The organism is Streptomyces sp. NPDC098781, assembly GCF_044759995.1.
Classification (GTDB): domain Bacteria; phylum Actinomycetota; class Actinomycetes; order Streptomycetales; family Streptomycetaceae; genus Streptomyces.
Window position 1 is genome coordinate 87,567 of sequence record NZ_JBIWAK010000014.1, and the last position, 24,551, is coordinate 112,117.

Consider the following 24,551-nt stretch of genomic DNA (forward strand, 5'->3'; position numbering starts at 1 on the left):
GCAACGACCGCCCGCCCGTTCGCCGTTCCCCGTTCTGAACCGGATGTCGTCCGCGGTCCGGCGGACGTCAGCCGCTGAAGCCCGCCACGTTCTCCTTCGTGACCACCTTCACCGGCACCTTCACGGTCTGCTCGACCCTCTTGCCCTGGAGCGCCTTGAGCGCGTTGTCCACGGCGATCCTGCCGAGCTGGGTCGGCTGCTGGGCCACGGAGGCGTACAGCGTGCCGCCCTCGACCGCCTTCAGGCCGTCCGGCGTGCCGTCGAAGCCCACCACCGAGACCGACTTGCCGGCCTTGGAGCCCAGCGCCTTGATCGCGCCGAGCGCCATCTCGTCGTTGGCGGCGATGACGCCCTGGACGTCCGGGTGCGCCTGGAGCAGGTTCGACATCACGTCGAGGCCCTTGGTGCGGTCGAAGTCGGCGGGCTGCTGGGCGACGACCTGGATGCCCGGGTAGGCCTTGAGGCCGTTGGCGAAGCCCTGGGCCCGCTCTCGGGCGGCGGAGGTGCCGGCCTGGCCCTGGAGGATCACGATCTTGCCCTTGCCGCCGAGCTTCTCGGCGATCGACTTGGCGGCGAGCTCACCGCCGGCCACGTTGTCGGAGGCGACCAGGGCCTGCGTCCTGGCGTTGTTGACGCCGCGGTCGACCGCGATGACCGGGATCTTCGCCTTGTCGGCGGCCTTCACCGAGTTGCTCGCCGCGTCCGAGTCCACCGGGTTGACGATGATCGCGCCCACGCTGGAACTGGTGAAGTTCTGCAACTGGTTGGCCTGCTGGGAGGCGTCGTTCTGGGCGTCCGTGACCGTGAGGTCCACGCCCAGCTTCTTCGCCTCGGCCTCGGCACCCGCCCGGATCTGCACGAAGAAGGGGTTGTTGAGGGTCGACAGGGACAGCCCCATCTTCCGGTCGGACGACGAGGAGGAGCCGTTGTGCAGGAAGGAGGTCGCCCCCACGATCGCGACGGTGACGACCGCCGCGAGCGCGTACGTCCCCGCCTGCCTGCCCTTGCCGCCCGGCGAGGCACCGGCCGCCGCCGGGGTCGCCCCCGCCTTGCGGCGCAGCGTGTCGAAGAGCACCGCCAGCGCGATCACGACACCGATGACGACCTGCTGCCAGAACGCGGAGACGTTCAGCAGGTTCAGGCCGTTGCGCAGCACCGCCAGGATCAGCGCGCCGATCAGGGTGCCGGACGCCTTGCCGGTGCCGCCCGCGAGCGAGGCGCCGCCGATGACGACCGCGGCGATCGCGTCCAGTTCGTAGCCGTCGGCGGCCTGGGGCTGCGCCGAGGACAGCCGCGAGGCCAGCACGACGCCCGCGACGGCGGCGAACACGCCGGAGAAGGCGTAGATGGCGAGCTTCTGCTTCTTCACCCGCAGACCCGACAGCCGGGCCGCCTCCTCGTTGCCGCCGATCGCGTACATCGAGCGGCCGATGTAGGTCCGGCCGAGCACGAAGGCGGCGATCAGACCCATCACGATCATCACCAGGACCGGCACCGGCAGCCAGCCGCCGAGCGTGTCACCGAGGTGCGAGACGGAGTCGGGGAAGGCGATCGGGGAGCCCTCGGAGATCACCAGTGACAGACCACGGGCCACCGACAGCATCGCGAGCGTCGCGATGAACGGCGGCAGCTTGCCGTAGGCGATGAGGAAACCGTTGACCAGACCGGCCGCGATGCCGGTCGCGACGGCGAGCAGCACCGCTATGCCGACCGGCACGCCGTGCGAGGTCGCGCTCCAGGCGAGCACGGTGGCCGACAGGGCCGCCACCGAACCGACCGACAGGTCGATGCCGGCCGAGACGATCACGAAGGTGACACCGAAGGCGAGGATGGCGGTCACGGCCGCCTGGACGCCGACGTTCAGCAGGTTGTCGGTGGTCAGGAAGTCGCCCGACAGCGCCGACATGGCGATGACGAGGACGATCAGCGCGGTGAGCGCGCCGTTGTCCAGGAGCAGGCGGCGCAGGCCGCTGGTGGCGCCACCGGCGCCCGTAGTGCCCTTGAGCGTGTCAGTGGCCACGAGCGGCCTCCGTTCCGGTCGTGTGGGGGGTGGGGTTGCTGACGGCGAGAGCCATCACCGAGTCCTGGGTGGCCTGGTCGGCGGAGAGTTCGCCCGCGATCCGGCCCTGGGCCATCACCAGCACCCGGTCGCTCATGCCGAGCACCTCGGGCAGATCGCTGGAGATCATCAGTACGGCCGCGCCCGCGGCCGTGAGCTCGTTGACGAGCTGGTAGATCTCGACCTTGGCGCCGACATCGATGCCGCGCGTCGGCTCGTCGAGGATCAGCACCTTGGTGTCGGCGAGCAGCCACTTGCCGATGACGACCTTCTGCTGGTTGCCGCCGGAGAGCGTGCGCACCTGCTGTCCGAGGCCGGCCATCCGCACGCCCAGCTGCTCGGCGATCCTCGCGGCGGCCACCCGCTGACCCCTGAGGTCGACGAGCCCCGCGCGCGTGGCGCCGCGCATGGTCACCAGGCCGAGGTTCTCCTCGACCGACTGGTCGAGCACCAGCCCCTGGCCCTTGCGGTCCTCGGGCACCAGCCCGACGCCGGCCGCCATGGCCGCGACCACGTCGTGGCGCTTCAGGGCGGCACCGGAGACCTTCACGGCCCCCTTGTCGTACGGGTCCGCCCCGAACACCGCCCGCACCACCTCGGTACGTCCGGCGCCGACCAGTCCGGCGATGCCGACGACCTCTCCGGCGTGCACCTCGAAGCTGATGTCGTGGAAGACGCCGTCCCGGGTGAGCCCCTCGACGGTGAGCAACGCGTCGCCCCGGTCGGCCCGTTCGCGCGGGTACTGCTGCTCGATCGAGCGGCCCACCATGAGCCGTACGAGCTCGTCCTCGGGGGTGGCGGCGGGGACCTGGCCGACGGACTTCCCGTCGCGGATGACCGTGACCCGGTCACCGAGGGCGGCGATCTCCTCCAAGTGGTGGGTGATGAAAACGACCCCCACGCCGTCCTCGCGCAGCGAGCGCACGATCGAGAAGAGCTTGTCGACCTCCTCGGAGGTCAGTACGGCGGTCGGCTCGTCCATGATGAGCACGCGCGCGTTCAGGCTCAGCGCCTTGGCGATCTCCACCATCTGTAGGCGCGCGATACCGAGTTCACGCACCCGCGCGCGGGGGGACACACTGACCCCGACCCGCTTGAGCAGGGCCTCGGCGTCGGCCTCCATCCGCTTGCGGTCGATCATCCCGAGGCGGCGCGGCTGGCGCCCGAGGAAGATGTTCTCGGCGACCGTGAGATCGGGTACCAGGTTGAACTCCTGGTAGATGGTGGCGATCCCGAGCCGCTCGGAGTCCTGCGCACCGTGGATGCGCGTCTCCTCGCCGCCGACCAGGATCCGCCCGGCGTCGGGCGTGTAGGCACCGGAGAGCATCTTGATGAGGGTGCTCTTGCCCGCGCCGTTCTCACCGAGGAGTACGTGCACCTCGCCCCGGCGCAGATCGAAGTCGACGCCGTCCAGCGCGACCACGCCCGGGAAGGTCTTCCGTATGCCCTCGATGCGCAGCAACTCTTCCGGGTCGCTCACGACGTGCTCCTTTGCACTGGGGAGGGGGATTGCGGGGGGTTGGGGGCGCCGCACGAGCGGCGTACGACGAGACGGGCGGGCAGGGTGACGGACTCACCTGGGCGTCCCTCGACGCGGTCCACCAGGGCCCGTACGGCGGCCCGGCCCAGCTCGCCGGTCGGCTGGGCGATGGCGGTGACCGGCGGATCGGTGTGCACGAACCACCGGATGTCGTCGAACGCGGCCAGCGCGAGATCGTCCGGCACCCGCAGCCCCCGCGCGCGTACGGCGTCCAGGGCGCCGAGCGCCATCAGGTTGTCGGCCGCGAAGACGACCTCGGGCGGCTCGGGCAGGTCGAGGAAGCCCTCGGTGACCCGTCGTCCGCTCTCGGCCTGGAAGTCGCCCTGGCCTATGTAGACGGCGGGGAGTTCGAGCCCGTACGCGCCGAGCGCCTCCCGGAAGGCGTCCACCCGCTCCCGTCCGGTGGTCGTGGCGGCCGGCCCCGCGATGATCGCGAGCCGCCGGTGCCCGAGCCCGTGCAGGTGCGCCACCAGATCCCGTACGGCGCTCCGCCCGTCCGACCGCACCACGGGCACGTCCACGCCCGGGATCCAGCGGTCCACGAACACCATCGGGGTGCCCGCCCGAGCCGCCTCCAGCATCAGCGGCGAGCCGCCGTCGGTGGGGGACACCAGCAGCCCGTCGATACGGCGGTCCAGCAGGGTGCGCACATGGTGGTCCTGAAGATCCGGCCGCTCGTCGGCGTTGCCGATGATGACGCTGTAGCCGAGCGCGCGGGCCTCCTCCTCGACGGAGCGGGCCAGCTCGGTGAAGTAGGGGTTCATCACGTCGCTGATGACCAGGCCGAGGGTGCGGGTCTGGTCGGTGCGCAGGGAGCGGGCGACCGCGTTCGGGCGGTAGCCCAGGGCCTCGACGGCGGCCAGCACGCGCGTGCGTGCCTCGGCGCTGACCGACGGATGGTCGTTCAGGACGCGCGAGACCGTGGCGACCGAGACGCCCGCCTCGGCAGCGACATCCTTGATGCTCGCCATCGCCGCTCCACCTCCTTGTGGATCGTTCATGGAATCGATTACATCGACCCGTGCTAAGGATTGGAATCGATTACACGGGGATTAATCAACCCCTCAACCACATCCCGAGACCGGATCGTGATGTACGCGCCGTGATGTCCGTGCCGTGTTTTCCGCTCCGCGGTGTCCAGCGCGGTGATGTCGCGGCACACCCCGGGGCGGTCCAGCCTGGAAGAGCGAGGTTGGTTCTGACACGGCCCGCGCGGGCCGGAGCGGAGGAGTCATGACGGCGACTACTCGCGACGAGGTACCCGTCACCCTCGGCGGCGACGGCGTCCAGGTGCGCACCGAGCCCATCGGTGGCGGCATGTCCGTCGGCTACGTCAGCCTTCCGGAGGGCACGGACATGGGCCCCGCCCTCAAGGGCCTCGCCGACGACGCCTGCCCGTGCCCGCACTGGGGCTTTCTGCTCAAGGGGCGCCTGCGGATGACGACCCCCGAGGGCGAGGAGTTCTACGAGGCCGGCCAGGCGTACTACTGGGGGCCCGGCCATGTCCCCGTCGCCCTGGAGGACTGCGAGTTCGTCGAGTTCTCGCCGACCGCCGAGTTCCAGGCGGTCCTCGACCACGTGAAGGCGCAGGCCGGCTGAGCTGTCGGTGCCGGGCGGTACCTTCGGGGGATGGCTCAACCAACGGGGAGCGGCGGGCGAAACCTCGCCGTGCTCGAAGGCGTCCTGGAGCGGATCACGTACGCCAACGAGGAGAACGGCTACACGGTCGCCCGGGTCGACACCGGCAGAGGCGGCGGCGACCTGCTCACCGTCGTCGGCGCGCTGCTCGGCGCGCAGGTCGGCGAGTCCCTGCGGATGGAGGGGCGCTGGGGGTCCCACCCGCAGTACGGCAAGCAGTTCACCGTGGAGAACTACACCACCGTCCTGCCCGCCACCGTCCAGGGCATCCGCCGCTATCTCGGCTCCGGCCTGGTCAAGGGCATCGGCCCGGTCTTCGCCGACCGGATCACCCAGCACTTCGGGCTGGACACCCTCACGATCATCGAGGAGGAGCCCAAGCGGCTCATCGAGGTCCCCGGTCTCGGTCCGAAGCGGACCAAGAAGATCGCCGACGCCTGGGAGGAGCAGAAGGCGATCAAGGAGGTCATGCTCTTCCTCCAGACCGTCGAGGTGTCCACGTCCATCGCCGTGCGGATCTACAAGAAGTACGGCGACGCCTCGATCTCGGTCGTGAAGAACCAGCCGTACCGTCTCGCGGCCGACGTCTGGGGCATCGGCTTCCTCACGGCCGACAAGATCGCCCAGTCCGTCGGCATCCCGCACGACAGCCCGGAGCGCGTCAAGGCGGGCCTCCAGTACGCCCTGGCGCAGGCCACCGACCAGGGCAACTGCTACCTCCCCGAGGAGCAGTTGATCGCGGACGCGGTGAAGCTGCTCCAGGTCGACACGGGACTCGTCATCGAGTGCCTGGCCGAACTCGCCCAGGTCCCGGAGGACGGCGGCGACCCTGGTGTCGTACGGGAGAAGGTCCCCGGCCCCGAGGGCGACTCCGGCGATCCCGTCACGGCCGTGTACCTCGTCCCCTTCCACCGGGCCGAACTCTCCCTCTCCGCCCAGCTGTTGCGCCTGCTGCGCACCGACGAGGACCGGATGCCGGGCTTCGGGGACGTCGACTGGGACAAGGCGCTCGGCTGGCTGAAGGGCCGTACGGGCGTCGATCTCGCGCCCGAGCAGGAGGCCGCCGTCAAGCTGGCCCTGACGAAGAAGGTCGCCGTGCTGACCGGTGGCCCCGGCTGCGGCAAGTCCTTCACCGTCCGCTCGATCGTCGAGCTGGCGCGGGCCAAGAAGGCGCGCGTCGTGCTCGCCGCCCCCACCGGCCGCGCCGCCAAGCGCCTCGCCGAGCTCACCGGCGCCGAGGCCTCCACGGTCCACCGGCTGCTGGAGCTCAAGCCCGGCGGTGACGCCGCGTACGACAGGGACCGGCCGCTCCAGGCCGACCTGGTGGTGGTCGACGAGGCGTCCATGCTGGATCTGCTGCTCGCCAACAAGCTGGTCAAGGCCGTACCGCCGGGCGCCCATCTGCTCTTCGTCGGGGACGTGGACCAGTTGCCCAGCGTCGGCGCGGGCGAGGTCCTGCGCGACCTGCTCGCCGAGGGCGGCCCCGTCCCCGCGGTCCGCCTCACACGCGTGTTCCGGCAGGCCCAGCAGTCGGGCGTGGTGACCAACGCCCACCGGATCAACGCCGGGCAGCACCCCCTCACCGACGGCATGAAGGACTTCTTCCTCTTCGTCGAGGACGACACCGAGGCGGCCGGGCGGCTCACGGTGGACGTGGCCGCCCATCGGATTCCGGCCAAATTCGGGCTCGACCCGCGCCGGGACGTGCAGGTGCTGGCCCCCATGCACCGCGGCCCGGCCGGCGCCGGCACCCTGAACGGCCTGCTCCAGCAGGCCATCACCCCCGGGCGCCCCGATCTCGCGGAGAAGCGGTTCGGCGGCCGGGTCTTCCGCGTCGGCGACAAGGTCACCCAGATTCGCAACAATTACGAGAAGGGGGAGAACGGCGTCTTCAACGGCACCGTGGGCGTGGTGACCTCGCTCGACCCGGTCGACCAGCGCCTGACGGTGCTGACGGACGAGGACGAGGAGGTTCCGTACGAATTCGACGAACTGGACGAGCTGTCGCATGCGTACGCGGTGACGATCCACCGTTCACAGGGAAGTGAATATCCCGCTGTGGTGATCCCCGTCACGACAGGAGCATGGATGATGCTCCAGCGGAATCTGCTGTACACGGCGGTGACCCGCGCCAAGCGGCTGGTGGTCCTGGTGGGTTCGCGCAAGGCGATCGGCCAGGCGGTGCGCACGGTGTCGGCCGGGCGCCGCTGCACGGCGCTCGACTTCCGGCTCGCGGGCTCCTGAAAATTCTCCGCCCGGGCCCCGGCCGGACCCCCTTCTGACCTGCCGATTCATGAGGCGGCGAAAAAAATGATCGATCAAACGAGTCGTGAAGGTCACAGACCACTTCCAGATGGGGAAGACACGGGGCAGGATGACAGGTTGGCGGCACTCAGTGCCGCCAATAGGCCCAATGGTCGACCCCGAGTGCACTCTCCTGAGCCGAATGGGGGAGGGTAGAGACAGTCAGGGCAACCTCGAAGATGAGGCACAACGTCGGTGAGGGAAGACGTGAGCGACAACTCTGTAGTACTGCGGTACGGCGACGGCGAGTACACCTACCCGGTGATTGACAGCACCGTCGGCGACAAGGGCTTCGACATCGGCAAACTCCGGGCACAGACCGGCCTGGTGACGCTGGACAGCGGTTACGGCAACACCGCCGCCTACAAATCCGCCATCACCTACCTCGACGGCGAGGCGGGCATCCTGCGGTACCGCGGCTACCCGATCGAGCAGCTGGCCGAGCGCTCCACCTTCCTGGAGGTGGCCTACCTGCTGATCAACGGTGAGCTGCCCACCGTCGACGAGCTCTCGACCTTCAAGAACGACATCACGCAGCACACCCTGCTGCACGAGGACGTCAAGAACTTCTACAAGGGCTTCCCCCGCGACGCCCACCCGATGGCCATGCTGTCGTCGGTCGTCTCGGCGCTGTCCACCTTCTACCAGGACAGCCACAACCCGTTCGACGAGACGCAGCGCAACCTCTCGACGATCCGCCTGCTCGCGAAGCTCCCGACGATCGCGGCGTACGCGTACAAGAAGTCGATCGGCCACCCGTTCGTCTACCCGCGCAACGACCTCGGCTACGTCGAGAACTTCCTGCGGATGACCTTCTCGGTGCCGGCGCAGGAGTTCGAGCTCGACCCGGTCGTCGTCGCCGCCCTCGACAAGCTGCTGATCCTGCACGCGGACCACGAGCAGAACTGCTCGACGTCGACGGTCCGGCTGGTCGGCTCGTCGCAGGCGAACATGTTCGCGTCGATCTCCGCCGGTATCTCCGCGCTCTGGGGCCCGCTGCACGGCGGCGCCAACCAGTCCGTCCTGGAGATGCTGGAGGGCATCCAGGCGTCCGGCGGCGATGTCGACTCCTTCATCCGCAAGGTGAAGAACAAGGAGGACGGCGTCCGTCTGATGGGCTTCGGCCACCGGGTCTACAAGAACTTCGACCCGCGCGCCAAGATCATCAAGGCCGCCGCGCACGACGTCCTCTCGGCTCTCGGCAAGTCCGACGAGCTGCTGGACATCGCGCTGAAGCTGGAGGAGCACGCGCTCTCCGACGACTACTTCGTCTCGCGCAGCCTCTACCCGAACGTCGACTTCTACACCGGCCTGATCTACCGGGCCATGGGCTTCCCGACCGAGATGTTCACGGTCCTGTTCGCCCTCGGCCGGCTGCCGGGCTGGATCGCCCAGTGGCACGAGATGATCAAGGAGCCGGGCTCCCGCATCGGCCGTCCGCGGCAGATCTACACGGGTGTGGTGGAGCGGGACTTCGTCCCGGTGGAGCAGCGCTAACCAGTCGATTGGGGGGGCTGGTGGGTTCCGGGTGACTGTCCCGGCCCAAGGGGCGCGGGGAACTGCGCGACCAGCCCCCACCGGCCGGTAGCCGGGAGAGGGCCTGAAGCCCCACGAGCCCCCGGTTCCCTCCTCGAAGAGAAAGGCGCCCTGGCGCCGGTCCCCCCACGGGCCGACGTCCAGGGCGCCTTCCCATGTCCCGGTGCGGATTCCCCCCACGGGATCCGGCCGGGCGTCTGAGAGAGCAGCGCCTGAATCGCTGTCTTTCGGTAGTGCCATTGAGTACAACGAGCCGAACTCGCCGTACTCATGTATGCGGTTGTGGTGTGCGGTCTGCCGGGACAGCGCACGGGCGGGAGGGCCGCTCAAAGCTTCCCGACGTACGTGCCCCGGCAACGCAACTCTGAGGAAGTCCCCCAAGACATCCTCAGATGCCAGTTGGCGCCCCCCAAGACGCTCCCTGACATCGTCAACTTAGACCTTCGAACCCCTTCGATGGTTACGTTCACATCACTGTGATCTGCGTCTCTTGCATATGTCCGTTAGATACGCAAGAGCCCCGATATGTTGATCGGGACCCCAGCGTAAGGATGATGCGCGAGGCTTGTGAAGAGCTTATGTGAGCCGGGCGTCGGACTCCAGAGGTGCCCAGCGGGGTTCTTACTACGAATTCACCGGAACGTCCGCAGCCGCAGGCTGTTCGACACCACGAACACGGACGAGAAGGCCATAGCGGCCCCCGCGATCATCGGGTTCAACAACCCCGCCGCGGCCAGCGGCAACGCGGCCACGTTGTATCCGAAGGCCCACACGAGATTGCCCCGGATCGTGGCCAACGTCCGGCGCGACAGCCGGATGGCGTCCGCCGCCACCCGTAGATCGCCGCGCACCAGCGTCAGATCGCTCGCCTCGATCGCCGCGTCCGTCCCCGTCCCCATGGCCAGACCCAGATCCGCGGTGGCGAGCGCGGCCGCGTCGTTGACGCCGTCGCCCACCATGGCCACACTTCGCCCCTCGCGCCGCAGCCGCCGTACCGCCGCCACCTTGTCCTCGGGCAGGACCTCCGCGATCACCTGATCGATCCCGACCGCCTCCGCCACCGCCTCGGCGACCCTCCGGTTGTCCCCGGTCAGCAGCACCGGCGTCAGCCCCAGCGCGCGCAGCTCGCGCACCGCCTGCGCACTGGTCTCCTTCACCGCGTCCGCTACGGCGATCACACCGCGCGCGGCCCCGTCCCAGCCGACCACGACGGCCGTACGACCGTCCCTCTCGGCCTCGTCCCGAGCCCGGGTCAGCTCGGTGGGCAGGGCGTCGAAAAGGCGCCCCACGGCCACGTCATGGCCCTCCACGCGGCCGCGCACGCCCCGCCCGGGCACGTTCTCGAACCCCTCGACCTGCGGCAGCCGTCCGACCCGCTTCTCGGCGCCGGCGGCGACCGCACGGGCGACGGGATGCTCGGAGGCGTGCTCCACGGCGCCCGCGAGGCGCAGCACCTGCTCCTCGTCGGCGCCCTCGGCGACGTACACCTTCTGGAGGGCCATCCGGCCGGTGGTGACCGTGCCGGTCTTGTCCAGGACGACGGTGTCGACCCGGCGCGTGGACTCCAGCACCTCGGGGCCCTTGATCAGGATGCCGAGCTGCGCGCCACGGCCGGTGCCGACCATGAGGGCCGTGGGAGTGGCCAGGCCCAGGGCGCACGGGCAGGCGATGATCAGTACCGCGACGGCCGCGGTGAAGGCGGCGACCGGGTCGTCGGTGCTGCCGAGCCAGGCCCCGAACGTGGCGACCGCGAGGGCGATGACCGCCGGTACGAAGACCGCGGAGATCCGGTCGGCGAGCCGCTGCACCTCGGCCTTGCCGTTCTGCGCGTCCTCCACCAGCCGCGCCATCCGCGCGAGCTGCGTGTCGGCGCCGACCCGGGTCGCCTCGACGACCAGCCGCCCGCCGGCGTTGACCGTGGCGCCGGTGACCGTGTCGCCGACCGTGACGTCCGCCGGCACCGACTCGCCGGTCAGCAGGGCGGCGTCCACCGCCGAGGCGCCCTCGACGACGGTGCCGTCGGTGGCGATCTTCTCGCCGGGCCGTACGACGAACCGGTCGCCGACGGCCAGCCGGTCGACCGGGACCCGCACCTCGCGGCCGTCACGCAGGACGGCGACGTCCTTCGCGCCCAGTTCCATGAGGGCGCGCAGGGCCGCACCCGCGCGGCGCTTGGAGCGTGCCTCCAGGTAGCGGCCCAGGAGGATGAAGGTGACGACACCGGAGGCCACTTCGAGGTAGATCTGCGAGGCGCCGTCCGCACGCGCCACGGTGAACTCGAAGGTGTCGTGCATACCCGGCATGCCCGCGTCGCCGAAGAAAAGCGCCCACAGCGACCAGCCGAACGCCGCCAGCGTGCCCATCGAGATCAGCGTGTCCATCGTGGCCGCGCCGTGCCGCGCGTTGGTGAACGCGGCCCGGTGGAAGGGCAGTCCGCCCCAGACGACGACGGGCGCGGCGAGGGTGAGCGCCAGCCACTGCCAGTTGTCGAACTGGAGGGCCGGGACCATCGACAGCGCGATGACCGGGGCCGTGAGCAGGGCGGAGACGGTGAAGCGGTGGCGGTAGGAGGCGGATTCAGGGTCGTCCGGGGCCTGTTGGGGCTCCTGCTCGCCCTCCTCCCGCGTGGGTGCCGGGGGAGCCGGCTCCTCGGCGGTGTACCCGGTCCTCTCCACCACGGCGATCAGATCGGCCACCCGCACGGACGCGGGGTGGCTGACCTTCGCCTTCTCCGTCGCGTAGTTCACGGTGGCGGTCACGCCGTCCATGCGGTTGAGCTTCTTCTCGACTCGGGCCGCGCAGGAGGCGCAGGTCATGCCGCCGATCAGCAGCTCGACCTCGGCGGTCAGGGCCGTATCGGTCGCGTCCGTCGCCCCGGTTATCGCGGGTTCGTCGGTGGTGCGGGTCATGGCAAGGCTCAGATCTTCCCGACCAGTTCGAAGCCCGCCTCGTCGACGGCCGCGCGCACGGCCTCGTCGTCCAGCGCGGCGGCGGAGACGACGGTGACCTCGCCGGTCGAGGCGACGGCCTGCACCGAGCCGACGCCGGGGAGCGCGGAGATCTCGCCGGAGACGGCGCCCTCGCAGTGTCCGCAGCTCATGCCGCTCACCTTGTAGACGGCGGTGACGGAACCGGGGGTGTCGGTCTGGGCGGTCATGTGGTTCTCCTCGTCGAGGCATGTGGGGCCTGCGGGACCCACGGGGTCCCTCACCCTTCAACGGTATACCCCTATGGGGTACTGCTCAAAGAGGGGGTGGCCCCCGTCGGTACAGCACGGACGTTCGGCGAGTACCGCGGTCCCGCCCCGGGATGCCGACGCGCCCCGGGGTGGGGCCGGTGCCTCACGTCGTGGTGCGCGTCGCGTCCGGGCGGCCGAGTCGGTCGCCGACCAGGGGGTCGAGGTAGCGGATCAGGGCGTGCTTCAACTCCTGGACGTAGGCGTCGCGCTCGGCGCCCTCGTGGGCGAGGACCAGCTCCAGCCCCGCCTTGTACATGCCCAGGCACATATGGGCGGTCCGGCCGAGGTCGGCCGGATCGGCGTCGGGCAGGAACGAGGAGAGCAGGCCCTCTATCCGGGACAGCAGGGTCGCGTGCAGCGCGTCGTGCTCCTCGGCCATCCGGCCGGGGATGTCGGGGCCGTGCATCAGCGCGAAGAACACGGGATGCGCGCAGTTGAAGGCGATGAACCGGTCGACGGCCGCGCCGACGGCGTCCCGCAGCGGGGTCGAGGGGTCCACCGGGGCGAGCGCCTCGCCGTACATCTCGCGCAGCTCGTGCATGAGCCGGTCACCGAGCTCGATGGCGATCGCTTCCTTGTTCGGGAAGAACTGGTACAGCGTGCCCGGTGAGACGCCCGCCTCGCGGGCGATGGCGTTGGTGCTGGCGGCCGTGTAGCCGGTGGTGGTGAAGACGGTGGCCGCGGCCTCCAGGAGCTGTGCGATACGCCGCTCGCCGCGGGCCTGGCGGCGGCGCGGCTGCTGCTCCCTGTCCTGGTGGACCTGGTCGTCCTTCTCCCGGTTGGCGGACACGCGTTATCCCCAGCTCTCCGAACGCGATTGACAAACGCGAGTGGTCGCTCGCATTCTTGAGAAACGCGAGCGATGTCTCGTGTTTGCCAGTCTATGGCAGTGACAGCTCCATGCTGCCTCGCTGCGCACGGCATGGATCAGGGTGAAGGGGACACCGCACAATGACCGAAGTCAACAGGCCACCCCGCATCGGCGGCTGGACCCGCCTCGTGACGGCCCGCCCACGGTTGTCGCTCCTCGTGGCCCTGGTGATCACCGCGCTCGCCGTGCTGGCCGGCAGCGGCGTCGCCGACCGGCTGGGCAGCGGCGGCTGGGAGGACCCGGACGCCGAGTCGACCTATGCGACCAAGGCACTGGAGCGTGAGTTCCCCGCCTCCCAGCCGAACCTCCTGCTCCTCGTGGACGCGGGCGGCGCCTCGGTGGACGACCCGGCGGTGGCCGCGCAGGCCCGGCGCCTGACCGAGCGCCTGGCCGACGAGAAGGGCGTCGTCGGCGTCGGTTCCTACTGGCAGACCAAGTCGCCCGCGCTGCGGGCCGAGGACGGCCATGAGGCGCTGATCGCCGCCCGGATCACCGGCGAAGAGAAGCAGATGGGGGAGACCCTGGACCGTCTCGCGCCCGAGTTCCGAGGCGCGCACGGCCCGGTGGAGGTGAGCGTCGGCGGCCCGGTCGCGGTGCGCCACGAGATGCAGACGACCATCCAGGAGGACCTCTTGCGCGCCGAGATGATCGCCCTGCCGGTCACCCTGGTGCTGCTGGTGATGGTCTTCGGCAGCGCGGTCGCGGCCCTGCTGCCCCTCGGCATCGGCATAGTCGCGATCCTCGGCACGAACGCGGTGCTGCGCGGCCTGACCGAGTTCACCGATGTGTCGGTCTTCGCGATGAACCTCACCACGGCCCTGGGCCTCGGCCTCGCCATCGACTACGCCCTGTTCATCGTCCGCCGCTTCCGCGAGGAACTGGCCACCGGCTCCGAACCGCTCGGGGCGGTCGGCACGACCCTGCGCACCGCCGGCCGGACGGTCCTCTTCTCCGCCCTCACGGTCGCCGTGTCCCTCGCGGCGATGCTGCTCTTCCCGCAGTACTTCCTGCGGTCCTTCGCCTATGCCGGGATCGCGGTGGTGCTGCTGGCCGCCGGGGCCGCGCTGATCCTGCTCCCGGCGGCCCTGATCCTGCTCGGCCACCGGGTCAATTCCCTGGATCTGCGGCGCCTGTTCAGGCGCGGGCGGCGGAAGGACCCCGCCGAGGCGTCCGGCGCGACCGAGGGCCGCGCCTGGGCCCGGACCGCGAACCTCGTCATGCGCCGCGCCCCCGTCTTCGCCCTCGGCACCACCGCCGTCCTGGTCTTGCTCGGACTGCCCTTCCTGGGCGTGAAGTTCGGCACCGCCGACGACCGTCAGCTGCCGTCGAGCGCCGAGTCCCATGTCGTCCAGCAGCACATCCGCGACGGCTTCCCGGGCAGCCCCGGCGGCGGCCTGGAGGTGCTGGCCGAAGGACGGGCGACCCAGACGCAGTACGCCGACTACAAGAAGCGGATCGCCGCGCTCCCGGAGGTGGCACGGGTCGACGGACCGCTGCTGAAGGGCGAGTCGGCCTACTTCACCGTCCTGCCCAAGGGCGAGGCGGTGGACGACCCGGCCCAGCGCCTGGTCGGTGAACTGCGCGCCACCGAGGCACCGTTCGACACCAAGGTGACCGGAGCGGCGGCGGTCCTGGTCGACTCCAAGGACGCGATAGCCGAGCGACTGCCCCTGGCCGGCGCCTTCATCGTGATCGTCACCCTGCTGCTGGTGTTCCTGCTGACGGGCAGCGTCCTGATCCCGATCCAGGCGGTGGTGCTGAACGCGCTCAGCCTGACGGCGATGTTCGGCGCGGTGGTCTGGGTCTTCCAGGACGGCCATCTGTCCGGACTGCTCGGCTTCACCAGCCCCGACTCGATCGAGACGACCCTCCCGGTGCTGATGTTCTGCGTCGCCTTCGGCCTGTCCATGGACTACGGCGTCTTCCTGCTGTCCCGCATCAAGGAGGAGTACGACGCGACCGGCGACCACGACCAGGCGGTCCGGCACGGACTCCAGCGCACCGGCGGGCTGATCACCGCAGCCGCGGTGATCCTCGCGGTGGTGATGGTGGCGATAGGCACCTCACGGGTCACCAACACCAAGATGCTCGGCCTCGGGATCGCCCTGGCGGTGCTGATGGACGCGATGATCGTCCGCAGCCTCCTGGTCCCGGCGGTCATGCGTCTCACGGGGCGGGCGACCTGGTGGGCGCCGGGTCCGCTCAGGCGATTCCATGACCGGTTCGGAATGAGCGAGTCGGAGGGCGCGAAGCCGGAGGCGGACGCCGTGGAGGAGCGGGACGGGGATCCGGGCGAGGAGCGGGACGAGGAGCGGGACAAGGTGGTCGCGCACAGCTGACCCGCTGGAGACCACCGAGACGACCGACGCCGGGCCGCGACTGCCGTATCGCGAGCCCGGCGTAGCGTCTAGCGTTCGCGGTGATCTCCGTGCAAGGGGCGCGGCCGAAAGGAGACCGGCATGCGGGCTGTCGTGTTCGAGCGGTACGGGGAAGCGGCCGAGGTGCGCGAGGTACCCGACCCGTACCCCGCTCCCCATGGAGTGACCGTGCGGGTGGAGGCGACGGGGCTGTGCCGCAGCGACTGGCACGGCTGGCAGGGGCACGACCCGGACATCGCGCTGCCGCACGTTCCGGGCCATGAACTCGCCGGTGTCGTCGAGACGGTGGGCGACCTGGTGACCGGATGGCGGCCCGGCGACCGGGTCACCGTGCCGTTCGTGTGCGCCTGCGGAAGCTGCGGCGCGTGCGCGGCGGGGGACCAGCAGGTGTGCGAGCGCCAGACCCAGCCCGGCTTCACCCACTGGGGCTCCTTCGCCGAGTACGTCGCGCTGGACCACGCCGACGTCAATCTCGTCGCCGTGCCCGAGGGGATGTCCTTCGGGACGGCGGCCTCGCTGGGCTGCCGGTTCGCCACGGCGTTCCGGGCGGTCGTGCAGCAGGGCCGGGTGGCGGCGGGGGAGTGGGTCGCGGTGCACGGCTGCGGCGGGGTGGGCCTGTCGGCGGTGATGATCGCGGCGGCCTCGGGAGCGCGGGTCATCGCGGTCGACGTGTCACCGGAGGCCCTGGAACTGGCGCGGGCGTTCGGGGCGGCGGAGTGCGTGGACGCGTTGAGCACACCGGACACGGCGGCGGCGGTCCGGGACCTCACCGGCGGCGGTGCCCACCTCTCCCTGGACGCCCTCGGCTCGCCCGACACCTGCGCCGCCTCCGTCAACGGCCTGCGCCGACGGGGCCGGCACCTCCAGGTGGGCCTGCTGCCGTCGGAGTCCGGCACGACCCCGGTCCCGATGGCCCGCGCGATCGCCCTGGAGCTGGAGATCCTGGGCAGTCACGGCATGGCCGCGCACACCTACCCGCCGATGCTGGAACTGGTGCGGGCGGGCGTGCTGCGACCGGACCTGCTGGTGACGCGGACGATCCCGTTGGACGCGGTGCCGTCGGCGCTGGCCGCGCTCGCGACGGCACCGGGGGCGGGGGTCACGGTCATCGAGCCGTGGAGCTGAGGGTGTTGGCGCCGGTGACGTCGGGGCGGGCCCGGTGGGAGATGAGCGTGCGGGACGAACAACGATCGCCCACATGACCCTCGGCGTCGGCCCCGGTGAACGGGCGCGGCACGGTCCGGCCGCCGGGCAGAGCACGACTGTGCCCCACACGCGAGGTGGGGCACAGCTGGTTTCTCCGGGAGGTCAGTCCGATCTGCGCCCGCGATTGCCCGGCCGGGACGCCACCCACGCCCGCACGGTGTCCGCGTACCAGAAGGGCTTTCCGGCCTCGACATGGTCCGGCGGCGGCAGCAGCCCGTGCTTGCGGTAGGACCGCACGGTGTCCGGCTGCACCTTGATGTGCGCGGCGATCTCCTTGTACGACCAGAGCCTTCGGTCGGTCATCAGTTGCACCTCCCCGCGCGCGCCGCGGCGGCGACCGGGGGCTGGTCGTCGGGGGGACCGTGCGCTGCGCTGGTGATCACAAAGCCTGTGCTCCGTGAACGACGTGGCGTGAGGGCAGGACAGGGCCTGTGCGCCGGGTGTGACGCAAGCCCCGCGTACATGGGACATGTGTGACAGGAAAGGTGCGCTTGTGACACAGGTGACGCAAAGGCGCACGCGGGCGTAAGGGCGCGGCGCGTTGACAATCCGGCTCCGCACTCGTGCGGATGACAATCCGGCTCCGCGCCCGCGCGGACGTCGGCCCTCCCCGGAACACCCTCGTTCGAATGTCCGGACAAAACATTGACAGGCCTCCCCCACCGGGGCTACAAAGCCGTGGAGAGCCGACCGCACCGTCGGCACCGGAGAGCCGTGACAAGGGAGACAGAGGGAAGCCGATGGCGTACGACCTGATCACCATGGGGCGGATCGGAGTGGACCTCTACCCCTTGCAGACCGGCGTCCCGCTGCCGCAGGTCACCTCCTTCGGCAAGTTCCTCGGCGGCTCGGCGACGAACGTCGCGGTCGCCGCCGCCCGCCTGGGACGGCGGACCGCGGTGATCACCCGCACCGGCGACGACCCCTTCGGCACCTACCTCCACGAGGCCCTCCAGGGCTTCGGCGTCGACGACCGCTGGGTCACCCCGGTCCCCGGCCTGCCCACCCCGGTCACCTTCTGCGAGGTCTTCCCGCCGGACGACTTCCCGCTGTACTTCTACCGACAGCCCAAGGCCCCGGACCTGGAGATCGACGCCCACGAGCTCGACCTCGACGCCATCCGCGACGCCCGGATCTTCTGGGTCACCGGTACCGGCCTGAGCGAGGAGCCCAGCCGCACGGCGACACTGGCGGCGCTCGCCCACCGTGCGAAGTCGGGTACGACGGTCTTCGACCTCGACTGGCGCCCCATGTTCTGGAAGGACCCCGCCGAGGCCCGCCCCTTCTACGCCGAGGCGCTGAAGAACACCACCGTCGCCGTCGGCAACCTCGACGAGGTGGAGGTCGCGACCGGCGTCCGCGAACCGCACGCCGCCGCCCGCGCGCTGCTCGCCGCCGGCGTCGAGGTCGCGGTCGTCAAGCAGGGCCCCAAGGGCGTCCTCGCCGTCAACAGCAAGGGCGACCAGGCCGAGGTCCCGCCGCTGCCCGTGAACGTCCTCAACGGTCTCGGTGCCGGCGACGCCTTCGGCGGCTCCCTCTGCCACGGGCTGCTCGAAGGCTGGGACCTGGAGAAGACCATGCGGCACGCCAACGCCGCCGGCGCCATCGTCGCCTCCCGCCTGGAGTGCTCCTCCGCGATGCCGACACCGGCTGAGATCGAGGCCGCGATCGCTGCGGGGGCAGTCAAGTGACCGTGGACATCGCGGAGTTGGTCCGCCTGCGCACCCAGCACCCCGAGGCGATCGCGGAAGCCGCCGCCCGCCGCCCACGCAGGCCCCTGCTCGACGACAGCGGCCGTCTGATGATCGTCGCCGCCGACCACCCGGCCCGCGGCGCGCTCGGCGTCGGCGACCGCAAGATGGCCATGGCCAACCGTGCCGAGCTGCTGGAGCGCCTCTGCCTGGCGCTCTCCCGCCCCGGCGTGGACGGGGTCCTCGCCACCGCCGACATCCTCGACGACCTGCTGCTGCTCGGCGCCCTCGACGGCAAGGTCGTCATGGGCTCGATGAACCGCGGCGGCCTCCAGGGCGCGAGCTTCGAGCTCGACGACCGCTTCACCGGCCACCGCGCCGAGGACATCGAGCGGCTGCGCTTCGACGCCGGAAAGCTGCTCCTGCGCGTCGACTACGACGACCCGGGCTCCCTCACCACGCTGGAGTCCACCGCCCGCGCCATCGACGACATGGCCGCGCGCCGACTCCCGGTCTTCGTCGAGCCGTTCCTCAGCCGGCGCACCCCAGAAGGCAAGGTCGTCAACGATCTGTCGGCCGAGGCCGTCACCAAGTCCATCGCCATCGCCTCGGGTCTGGGCGGCACCTCGGCCTACACCTGGCTGAAGCTCCCGGTCACCGAGAACCCCGACGACATGGCCGAGGTCATGCGGGCCTCCACCCTGCCGGCCGTGCTGCTCGGCGGTGAGGTCGGCGACGACCAGGACGGGGCATACGAGAAGTGGCGCGGCGCTCTCCAACTGCCCACCGTGCGCGGCCTGGTGGTGGGTCGCTCGTTGCTCTACCCGGCGGACGGGGACGTGGCCGCCGCCGTCGACACCGCCGTAGGACTGCTGTGAGGGACTTATGACGAACCGCGAGCCGCACATCGGGACGGACAACGCGCTGTACGTCCCGAGGGGCACCACCGCCGATGTGAACTACGCACTCGACATCGACCCCAAGCGGGCCGGGTGGACCCACAGCAGCCTGCGGATCGTGGAACTGGGGCCCGGTGGCACGCACATGTTCACCACCGGTGACAGTGAATGGATCGTGCTTCCGCTGAACGGCGGATGCACCGTGGACATCGAGAACGAGAAGTACCAACTCCTGGGCAGGGACAACGTATTCAGTGGAGTCACCGACTTCGCCTACGTGCCCCGTGACGCCCGGGCACAGATCGCCTCCGGCGCGGGTGGCCGCTTTGCTTTGGCAGGAGCGAAGTGCGAGCGAAGACTCCCCGCCCGCTACGGCCCCGCGCCGGAGGTTCTCGTCGAGCAGCGCGGCAGCGGCACCGGCCTGCACCAGGTCCGTGCCCTCGCCGCCGCCGACGCCTTCGCCTGCGACCGCCTGACCGTCGTCGAGGTGATCACACCCGGCGGCAACCGGTCGGCGGCCTTCCCCTCGGACCCGCGGCACGACCACGAGCCGCACCAGCACGAGCCGCAAGAACACGCCGGGACACGGCCCGGCGAGGAGTCCGAGCCGGAGGAGATCCACTACTTCGAGATCGACGGTCCGAACGGTTTCGGCGGTCAGCTCGTATTCCCCTCGCGTGAGGGCGGCTCCGACGTCCTCACGGAGGTCCGCTCCGGCGATGCCGTCCTCGTCCCCGACGCACGGCACGGCGTCCTGGTCGCCCAGCCCGGCCACGCCATGTACTGCCTGAACGTCATGGCCGGTCCGGGGGAGAATCGTCAGTGGCGGATCCGCTTCCACCCGGATCACGTACCAAGCACAGAGGGGTACCGATGACCTCAACGACGAGGCTCACGGTCGCACAGGCGCTCGTCCGCTTCCTGTCCGCCCAGTACACCGAGCGCGACGGCGTACGACAGCGCCTGATCGGCGCCACCTGGGGCATCTTCGGCCACGGCAACGTCGCCGGGATCGGCCAGGCGCTCCTGGAGCACGCCGATCTCATGCCGTACCACCAGGGCCGCAACGAACAGGCGATGGTGCACGCCGCCGTCGGCTACGCCCGCCAGTCGAACCGCCTGTCCACGCACGCCGTGACCACCTCCATCGGCCCGGGCGCCACCAACCTCGTCACCGGCGCCGCGCTCGCCACGATCAACCACCTCCCGGTCCTGCTGCTCCCCGGCGACATCTTCGCCACCCGCCCCGCCGACCCCGTCCTCCAGCAGCTCGAAGTGCCCTACGCCGGAGATGTCTCGGTCAACGACTGTCTGCGCCCGGTGTCGAGGTACTTCGACCGGATCACCCGCCCGGAAGCGCTGATCCCCTCCGCGCTGCACGCCATGCGGGTGCTGACGGACCCCGTGGAGACCGGCGCGGTCACCCTCGCGCTTCCCCAGGACGTGCAGGCCGAGGCGTACGACTGGCCCGACGAGCTCCTCGCCGAGCGCACCTGGGTGGTCCGCCGGCCGGGCGCCGACCCGACCGAACTCGCCGAGGCCGTACGCGCGATCCGGTCCGCCCGCAGGCCCCTGGTCATCGCCGGCGGCGGCGTCCACCACAGCCGCGCCGAGGAGGCGCTCGCCGAGTTCGCGGCGGTCACCCGTGTCCCCGTCGCCTCCACCCAGGCCGGCAAGGGCTCCCTGCGCCACGACCACCCCCAGGACGTCGGCGGAGTCGGCCACACCGGCACCGCCACGGCCGACGAACTCGCCCGGACCGCCGACCTGGTGATCGGCGTGGGCACGAGGTACACCGACTTCACCACCGCCTCCGGCACCCTCTTCGCCGACCCCGGGGTCCGCTTCCTCAACCTCAACATCGCGCCCTACGACGGCCACAAGCTCGCCGGGATGCCGCTGATCGCGGACGCCCGCAGCGGCCTTCAGGAGCTGACCGCGGCCCTGGACATGCACGCGTACCGGGTCGCCGACGGCTACAGCGCCGAGTACGCCGAGGACAAGGAGCGCTGGGAGCAGCGCGTCGACGCCTGCTTCGAGGCCGAGGAGATCGACGTACGGCCGACCCAGCCGCAGGTCATCGGGGCCCTGGACGCCGTGGTGGACGAGAACGACATCATCATCAACGCGGCCGGCTCCCTCCCCGGCGATCTGCACAAGCTGTGGCGAACGCGCTCGCGGGACCAGTACCACCTGGAGTACGGCTACTCCTGCATGGGCTACGAGATCCCGGCGGCGATCGGCGTGAAGCTGGCCGCGCCCGAGCGCGAGGTCTGGGCGCTGGTGGGCGACGGCACGTACCTGATGATGCCGACGGAGATCGTGACCGCCGTGCAGGAAGGCGTCGCGATCAAGGTGTTGCTGGTGCAGAACCACGGGTACGCGTCGATCGGTGGCCTGTCGGCGGAGACGGGCGGGGAGCGGTTCGGCACCGCGTACCGCTTCCGGGCGCAGGACGGCACGTTCTCGGGCCCCCCGCTCCCCGTCGACCTGGCGGCCAACGCGGCCAGTCTGGGCATGCGGGTGCTGCGCGCGAAGACCGTGGGCGACCTGCGGGAGGCGCTCGCCGTGGCCCGCGCGGCCGACACTCCCACATGTGTCTACGTCGAGACCCAAACGGCAGACACAGTGTCGGGCGCGCCGCCCGCACAGGCCTGGTGGGATGTTCCTGTGGCCGAGACCGCGACCCGACCGTCGGCGGTCAAGGCCCGTGAGCTGTACGAACGGCACGTCTCCACCCGACGCCGCCATCTGTGCTGAATCTCCCGGGGGACAACCCCCGGACCCCCGGCAGAAAAGCAGGTCGGCCCGCATGACCGGCGGGACATCGTGAGGCGGACCTGAGCGAAGGAGTTACCGGTCATGACGAAGATCGTCAACCACTGGATCGGCGGCAAGTCCGTCGAAGGCGCGTCGGGCACGTACGGGCCGGTCACCGACCCGGCCACCGGCGCCGTCACCACGAAGGTCGCCTTCGCCTCGGTCGACGAGGTGGACGCGGCGGTCGCCGCCGCCAAGGAGGCGTACCTGACCTGGGGCCAGTCCTCGCTGGCCCAGCGCACCTCGATCCTGTTCAAGTTCCGCGCGCTGCTGGACGCCAACCGGGACGCCATCGCCGAGCTGATCACCGCCGAGCACGGCAAGGTGCACTCCGACGCCCTCGGTGAGGTGGCGCGCGGTCTGGAGATCGTCGACCTCGCCTGTGGCATCAGCGTGCAGCTGAAGGGCGAGCTGTCGACGCAGGTCGCGAGCCGCGTCGACGTCTCGTCCATCCGGCAGCCGCTGGGAGTCGTCGCGGGCATCACGCCGTTCAACTTCCCGGCGATGGTGCCGATGTGGATGTTCCCGCTGGCCATCGCCTGCGGCAACACCTTCGTGCTCAAGCCGAGCGAGAAGGACCCGTCGGCCTCTCTGAAGCTCGCCGAGCTGCTGGCCGAGGCCGGACTGCCCGACGGTGTCTTCAACGTCGTGCACGGCGACAAGGTGGCCGTGGACCGCCTCCTGGAGCACCCGGACGTGAAGGCGGTGTCGTTCGTCGGCTCGACGCCGATCGCCCGCTACATCCACACCACCGCCTCCGCGAACGGCAAGCGCGTCCAGGCCCTCGGCGGCGCCAAGAACCACATGCTGGTCCTGCCCGACGCCGACCTCGACGCCGCCGCCGACGCCGCCGTGTCGGCCGCCTACGGCTCGGCCGGCGAGCGCTGCATGGCCATCTCCGCGGTCGTCGCGGTCGGCGCGATCGGCGACGAACTGGTGCAGAAGATCCGCGAGCGCGCCGAGAAGATCAAGATCGGCCCCGGCAACGACCCGACCTCCGAGATGGGCCCGCTGATCACCAAGGTCCACCGCGACAAGGTGGCCTCCTACGTCGAGGGCGCGGCGGCCGAGGGCTGCGAGGTCGTCCTCGACGGCACCGGCTACACCGTCGGCGGCTTCGAGGACGGCCACTGGATCGGCCTGTCGCTGCTCGACAAGGTGCCGACCAGCGCGAAGGCGTACCAGGACGAGATCTTCGGTCCGGTGCTGTGCGTGCTGCGCGCCGAGACGTACGAGGACGGCGTGGCGCTGATCAACGCCTCGCCGTTCGGCAACGGCACCGCGATCTTCACCCGGGACGGCGGCGCGGCCCGTCGCTTCCAGCTGGAGATCGAGGCCGGCATGGTCGGCGTGAACGTCCCGATCCCGGTCCCCGTCGGCTACCACAGCTTCGGCGGCTGGAAGGACTCGCTCTTCGGCGACCACCACATCTACGGCAACGACGGCACGCACTTCTACACCCGCGGCAAGGTCGTCACCACCCGTTGGCCCGACCCGGCCGACGCCCCCACCGGCGTCGACCTCGGGTTCCCGCGCAACCACTGATCTCCGCCCTCGCCCAGGGCCGGCAGCCGCATGCCGGCCCTCCCTTCCCCGGCCGGCAGTCGCCCGGGGAGACTTGCGGGCATGCACACACCGATGGAACCCCCCACGCAATCCTCCACGGAAACCCCCACCACCCTGGGCGAGCAGCTCCTGCTCCTCTCACTGGACGACAAGTCCGGCACGGCGAAGGAGTCGGCGAAGGTGGCACCGGCGATCTCCGCCGCCGTGCTGGTGGAGCTGGCGCTGGCCGGCCGGATCGACGTGACCGACGACCGGGTGACCGTCGTCGACGCGACGCCGCTGGGCGAGCCCGCACTCGACACCGCACTCGCCGACATCGACGGCACGGACAAGGCGCGCAGCACCAAGGACTGGATCATCCGGCTCGGCACGGACGCGGTGGCCGGGGCGAACCGGGGCCTGGTCGAGAAGGGATTGGTCCGCGAGGAGAAGAAGAAGGTGCTCGGTCTCTTCCCGGTGCGCCGCTACCCCGAGGCCGACGGCTCGGCGGAGGCGGGCGTACGGCAGCGGCTGGACGCGGTCGTCCTGCGCGGCGCGGCGCCGGACGAGCGTACGGCGAGCCTGGTGGCCCTGCTGCACGGAGCGAAACTGCACCGGCTGGCCTTCCCGGACGCCGACGCACGTGAGGTCCGGACGGCGATGGAGTCGATCTCGAACGGTCAGTGGTCCGCGAAGGCGGTACGCGATGCCGTGCGGGCGGCGGAGGAGGCGCTGGCGGTGATCGTCGCCGTGACGGTGACGACGACGGTCGTCGCCACCTGAGGCCGGTCGGGCGTTCCCCGGAGTTGGCCCTCGACGGTGAGGC

The 24,551-nt window shown here is 70.7% G+C and carries 18 protein-coding genes; 11 read left to right on the top strand and 7 right to left on the bottom strand.

Annotated elements, in window-relative coordinates; all coding sequences use genetic code 11:
• Positions 1–67: 67 nt before the first annotated feature.
• Genes ACIQWG_RS38790 through ACIQWG_RS38800 form a run of 3 tightly spaced genes read right to left on the bottom strand, consistent with a single transcriptional unit; the run spans position 68 to position 4,570 of the window.
• On the bottom strand, positions 68–2,020 hold the full coding sequence (locus tag ACIQWG_RS38790) for a substrate-binding domain-containing protein (RefSeq protein WP_404105203.1): 1,953 nt from the start codon (positions 2,018–2,020) through the stop codon (positions 68–70).
• Positions 2,010–3,539, bottom strand: a complete 1,530-nt coding sequence (locus ACIQWG_RS38795; protein WP_404105206.1) for a sugar ABC transporter ATP-binding protein — start codon at positions 3,537–3,539, stop codon at positions 2,010–2,012. Before ACIQWG_RS38795 ends, ACIQWG_RS38790 begins: the two co-directional genes overlap by 11 nt.
• Positions 3,536–4,570, bottom strand: a complete 1,035-nt coding sequence (locus ACIQWG_RS38800) for a LacI family DNA-binding transcriptional regulator (RefSeq protein WP_404105209.1) — start codon at positions 4,568–4,570, stop codon at positions 3,536–3,538. The genes ACIQWG_RS38795 and ACIQWG_RS38800 overlap by 4 nt, the downstream gene beginning before the upstream one ends.
• A 262-nt stretch (positions 4,571–4,832) precedes the next feature.
• Here ACIQWG_RS38800 and ACIQWG_RS38805 point away from each other — a divergent pair, with 262 nt between their 5' ends.
• The 3 genes from ACIQWG_RS38805 (at position 4,833) to ACIQWG_RS38815 (ending at position 9,038) form a co-directional block, all read left to right on the top strand.
• Positions 4,833–5,198, top strand: coding sequence for a hypothetical protein (locus ACIQWG_RS38805; RefSeq protein WP_404105212.1), 366 nt, complete (start codon positions 4,833–4,835; stop codon positions 5,196–5,198).
• 30 nt (positions 5,199–5,228) lie between these two features.
• A complete protein-coding gene (locus ACIQWG_RS38810) occupies positions 5,229–7,481 on the top strand; it encodes an ATP-dependent RecD-like DNA helicase (RefSeq protein WP_404105215.1) in 2,253 nt (750 codons plus the stop codon).
• A gap of 267 nt (positions 7,482–7,748) precedes the next feature.
• Positions 7,749–9,038, top strand: coding sequence for a citrate synthase (locus tag ACIQWG_RS38815; protein ID WP_404105218.1), 1,290 nt, complete (start codon positions 7,749–7,751; stop codon positions 9,036–9,038).
• A 671-nt stretch (positions 9,039–9,709) separates the two neighbouring features.
• Here the strand turns inward: ACIQWG_RS38815 and ACIQWG_RS38820 are convergent.
• From ACIQWG_RS38820 to ACIQWG_RS38830, 3 genes are all read right to left on the bottom strand, one after another.
• Positions 9,710–11,986, bottom strand: coding sequence for a heavy metal translocating P-type ATPase (locus ACIQWG_RS38820; RefSeq protein WP_404105221.1), 2,277 nt, complete (start codon positions 11,984–11,986; stop codon positions 9,710–9,712).
• A gap of 8 nt (positions 11,987–11,994) precedes the next feature.
• Positions 11,995–12,234: a heavy-metal-associated domain-containing protein gene (locus ACIQWG_RS38825; RefSeq protein ID WP_404105224.1), complete on the bottom strand. Its 240-nt coding sequence runs from the start codon at positions 12,232–12,234 to the stop codon at positions 11,995–11,997.
• A gap of 184 nt (positions 12,235–12,418) precedes the next feature.
• A complete protein-coding gene (locus ACIQWG_RS38830) occupies positions 12,419–13,105 on the bottom strand; it encodes a TetR/AcrR family transcriptional regulator (RefSeq protein WP_404105226.1) in 687 nt (228 codons plus the stop codon).
• Positions 13,106–13,266: 161 nt separating this feature from the next.
• Between ACIQWG_RS38830 and ACIQWG_RS38835 the strand changes: the two genes are divergently transcribed.
• Together ACIQWG_RS38835 and ACIQWG_RS38840 are read left to right on the top strand one after the other, a co-directional pair.
• On the top strand, positions 13,267–15,525 hold the full coding sequence (locus tag ACIQWG_RS38835) for an MMPL family transporter (RefSeq protein ID WP_404105229.1): 2,259 nt from the start codon (positions 13,267–13,269) through the stop codon (positions 15,523–15,525).
• A 120-nt stretch (positions 15,526–15,645) separates the two neighbouring features.
• Positions 15,646–16,689 carry a zinc-dependent alcohol dehydrogenase family protein gene (locus tag ACIQWG_RS38840; protein ID WP_404105232.1) on the top strand — a complete coding sequence of 348 codons (1,044 nt, stop codon included), beginning with the start codon at positions 15,646–15,648 and terminating at the stop codon, positions 16,687–16,689.
• A gap of 183 nt (positions 16,690–16,872) precedes the next feature.
• Here the strand turns inward: ACIQWG_RS38840 and ACIQWG_RS38845 are convergent, their stop codons facing one another.
• On the bottom strand, positions 16,873–17,073 hold the full coding sequence (locus tag ACIQWG_RS38845; RefSeq protein ID WP_404105236.1) for a helix-turn-helix transcriptional regulator: 201 nt from the start codon (positions 17,071–17,073) through the stop codon (positions 16,873–16,875).
• Positions 17,074–17,510: 437 nt separating this feature from the next.
• Here ACIQWG_RS38845 and iolC point away from each other — a divergent pair, with 437 nt between their 5' ends.
• The 6 genes from iolC to ACIQWG_RS38875 all read left to right on the top strand — a co-directional run bounded on the left by iolC (position 17,511) and on the right by ACIQWG_RS38875 (position 24,508).
• The gene (gene iolC, locus ACIQWG_RS38850; RefSeq protein ID WP_404105238.1) at positions 17,511–18,461 is read left to right on the top strand and encodes a 5-dehydro-2-deoxygluconokinase; all 951 of its coding nucleotides are present in this window, start codon (positions 17,511–17,513) and stop codon (positions 18,459–18,461) included.
• Positions 18,458–19,339 (top strand): deoxyribose-phosphate aldolase, encoded by an 882-nt coding sequence (locus tag ACIQWG_RS38855; protein WP_404105241.1) that lies wholly within the window; start codon positions 18,458–18,460, stop codon positions 19,337–19,339. The genes iolC and ACIQWG_RS38855 overlap by 4 nt, the downstream gene beginning before the upstream one ends.
• Positions 19,340–19,346: 7 nt before the next feature.
• Positions 19,347–20,237: a 5-deoxy-glucuronate isomerase gene (locus ACIQWG_RS38860; protein WP_404105245.1), complete on the top strand. Its 891-nt coding sequence runs from the start codon at positions 19,347–19,349 to the stop codon at positions 20,235–20,237.
• Positions 20,234–22,120 carry a 3D-(3,5/4)-trihydroxycyclohexane-1,2-dione acylhydrolase (decyclizing) gene (gene iolD, locus ACIQWG_RS38865; RefSeq protein WP_404105248.1) on the top strand — a complete coding sequence of 629 codons (1,887 nt, stop codon included), beginning with the start codon at positions 20,234–20,236 and terminating at the stop codon, positions 22,118–22,120. The genes ACIQWG_RS38860 and iolD overlap by 4 nt, the downstream gene beginning before the upstream one ends.
• Positions 22,121–22,222: 102 nt before the next feature.
• Positions 22,223–23,725 (top strand): CoA-acylating methylmalonate-semialdehyde dehydrogenase, encoded by a 1,503-nt coding sequence (gene mmsA, locus ACIQWG_RS38870; RefSeq protein WP_404105250.1) that lies wholly within the window; start codon positions 22,223–22,225, stop codon positions 23,723–23,725.
• An 81-nt stretch (positions 23,726–23,806) separates the two neighbouring features.
• Positions 23,807–24,508, top strand: a complete 702-nt coding sequence (locus ACIQWG_RS38875; protein ID WP_404105253.1) for a GPP34 family phosphoprotein — start codon at positions 23,807–23,809, stop codon at positions 24,506–24,508.
• The last annotated feature ends 43 nt before the right edge of the window (positions 24,509–24,551 follow it).

Excerpts from the sequence above, each read along its gene's own strand:
- ACIQWG_RS38800 (WP_404105209.1), bottom strand. The coding sequence starts at position 4,570 with ATGGCGAGCATCAAGGATGTCGCTGCCGAGGCGGGCGTCTCGGTCGCC.
- mmsA (WP_404105250.1), top strand. The coding sequence starts at position 22,223 with ATGACGAAGATCGTCAACCACTGGATCGGCGGCAAGTCCGTCGAAGGC.
- ACIQWG_RS38840 (WP_404105232.1), top strand. The coding sequence starts at position 15,646 with ATGCGGGCTGTCGTGTTCGAGCGGTACGGGGAAGCGGCCGAGGTGCGC.
- iolD (WP_404105248.1), top strand. The coding sequence starts at position 20,234 with ATGACCTCAACGACGAGGCTCACGGTCGCACAGGCGCTCGTCCGCTTC.
- ACIQWG_RS38835 (WP_404105229.1), top strand. The coding sequence starts at position 13,267 with ATGACCGAAGTCAACAGGCCACCCCGCATCGGCGGCTGGACCCGCCTC.
- ACIQWG_RS38860 (WP_404105245.1), top strand. The coding sequence starts at position 19,347 with ATGACGAACCGCGAGCCGCACATCGGGACGGACAACGCGCTGTACGTC.
- ACIQWG_RS38845 (WP_404105236.1), bottom strand. The coding sequence starts at position 17,073 with ATGACCGACCGAAGGCTCTGGTCGTACAAGGAGATCGCCGCGCACATC.
- ACIQWG_RS38820 (WP_404105221.1), bottom strand. The coding sequence starts at position 11,986 with ATGACCCGCACCACCGACGAACCCGCGATAACCGGGGCGACGGACGCG.
- ACIQWG_RS38810 (WP_404105215.1), top strand. The coding sequence starts at position 5,229 with ATGGCTCAACCAACGGGGAGCGGCGGGCGAAACCTCGCCGTGCTCGAA.
- ACIQWG_RS38825 (WP_404105224.1), bottom strand. The coding sequence starts at position 12,234 with ATGACCGCCCAGACCGACACCCCCGGTTCCGTCACCGCCGTCTACAAG.
- ACIQWG_RS38805 (WP_404105212.1), top strand. The coding sequence starts at position 4,833 with ATGACGGCGACTACTCGCGACGAGGTACCCGTCACCCTCGGCGGCGAC.
- iolC (WP_404105238.1), top strand. The coding sequence starts at position 17,511 with ATGGCGTACGACCTGATCACCATGGGGCGGATCGGAGTGGACCTCTAC.
- ACIQWG_RS38875 (WP_404105253.1), top strand. The coding sequence starts at position 23,807 with ATGCACACACCGATGGAACCCCCCACGCAATCCTCCACGGAAACCCCC.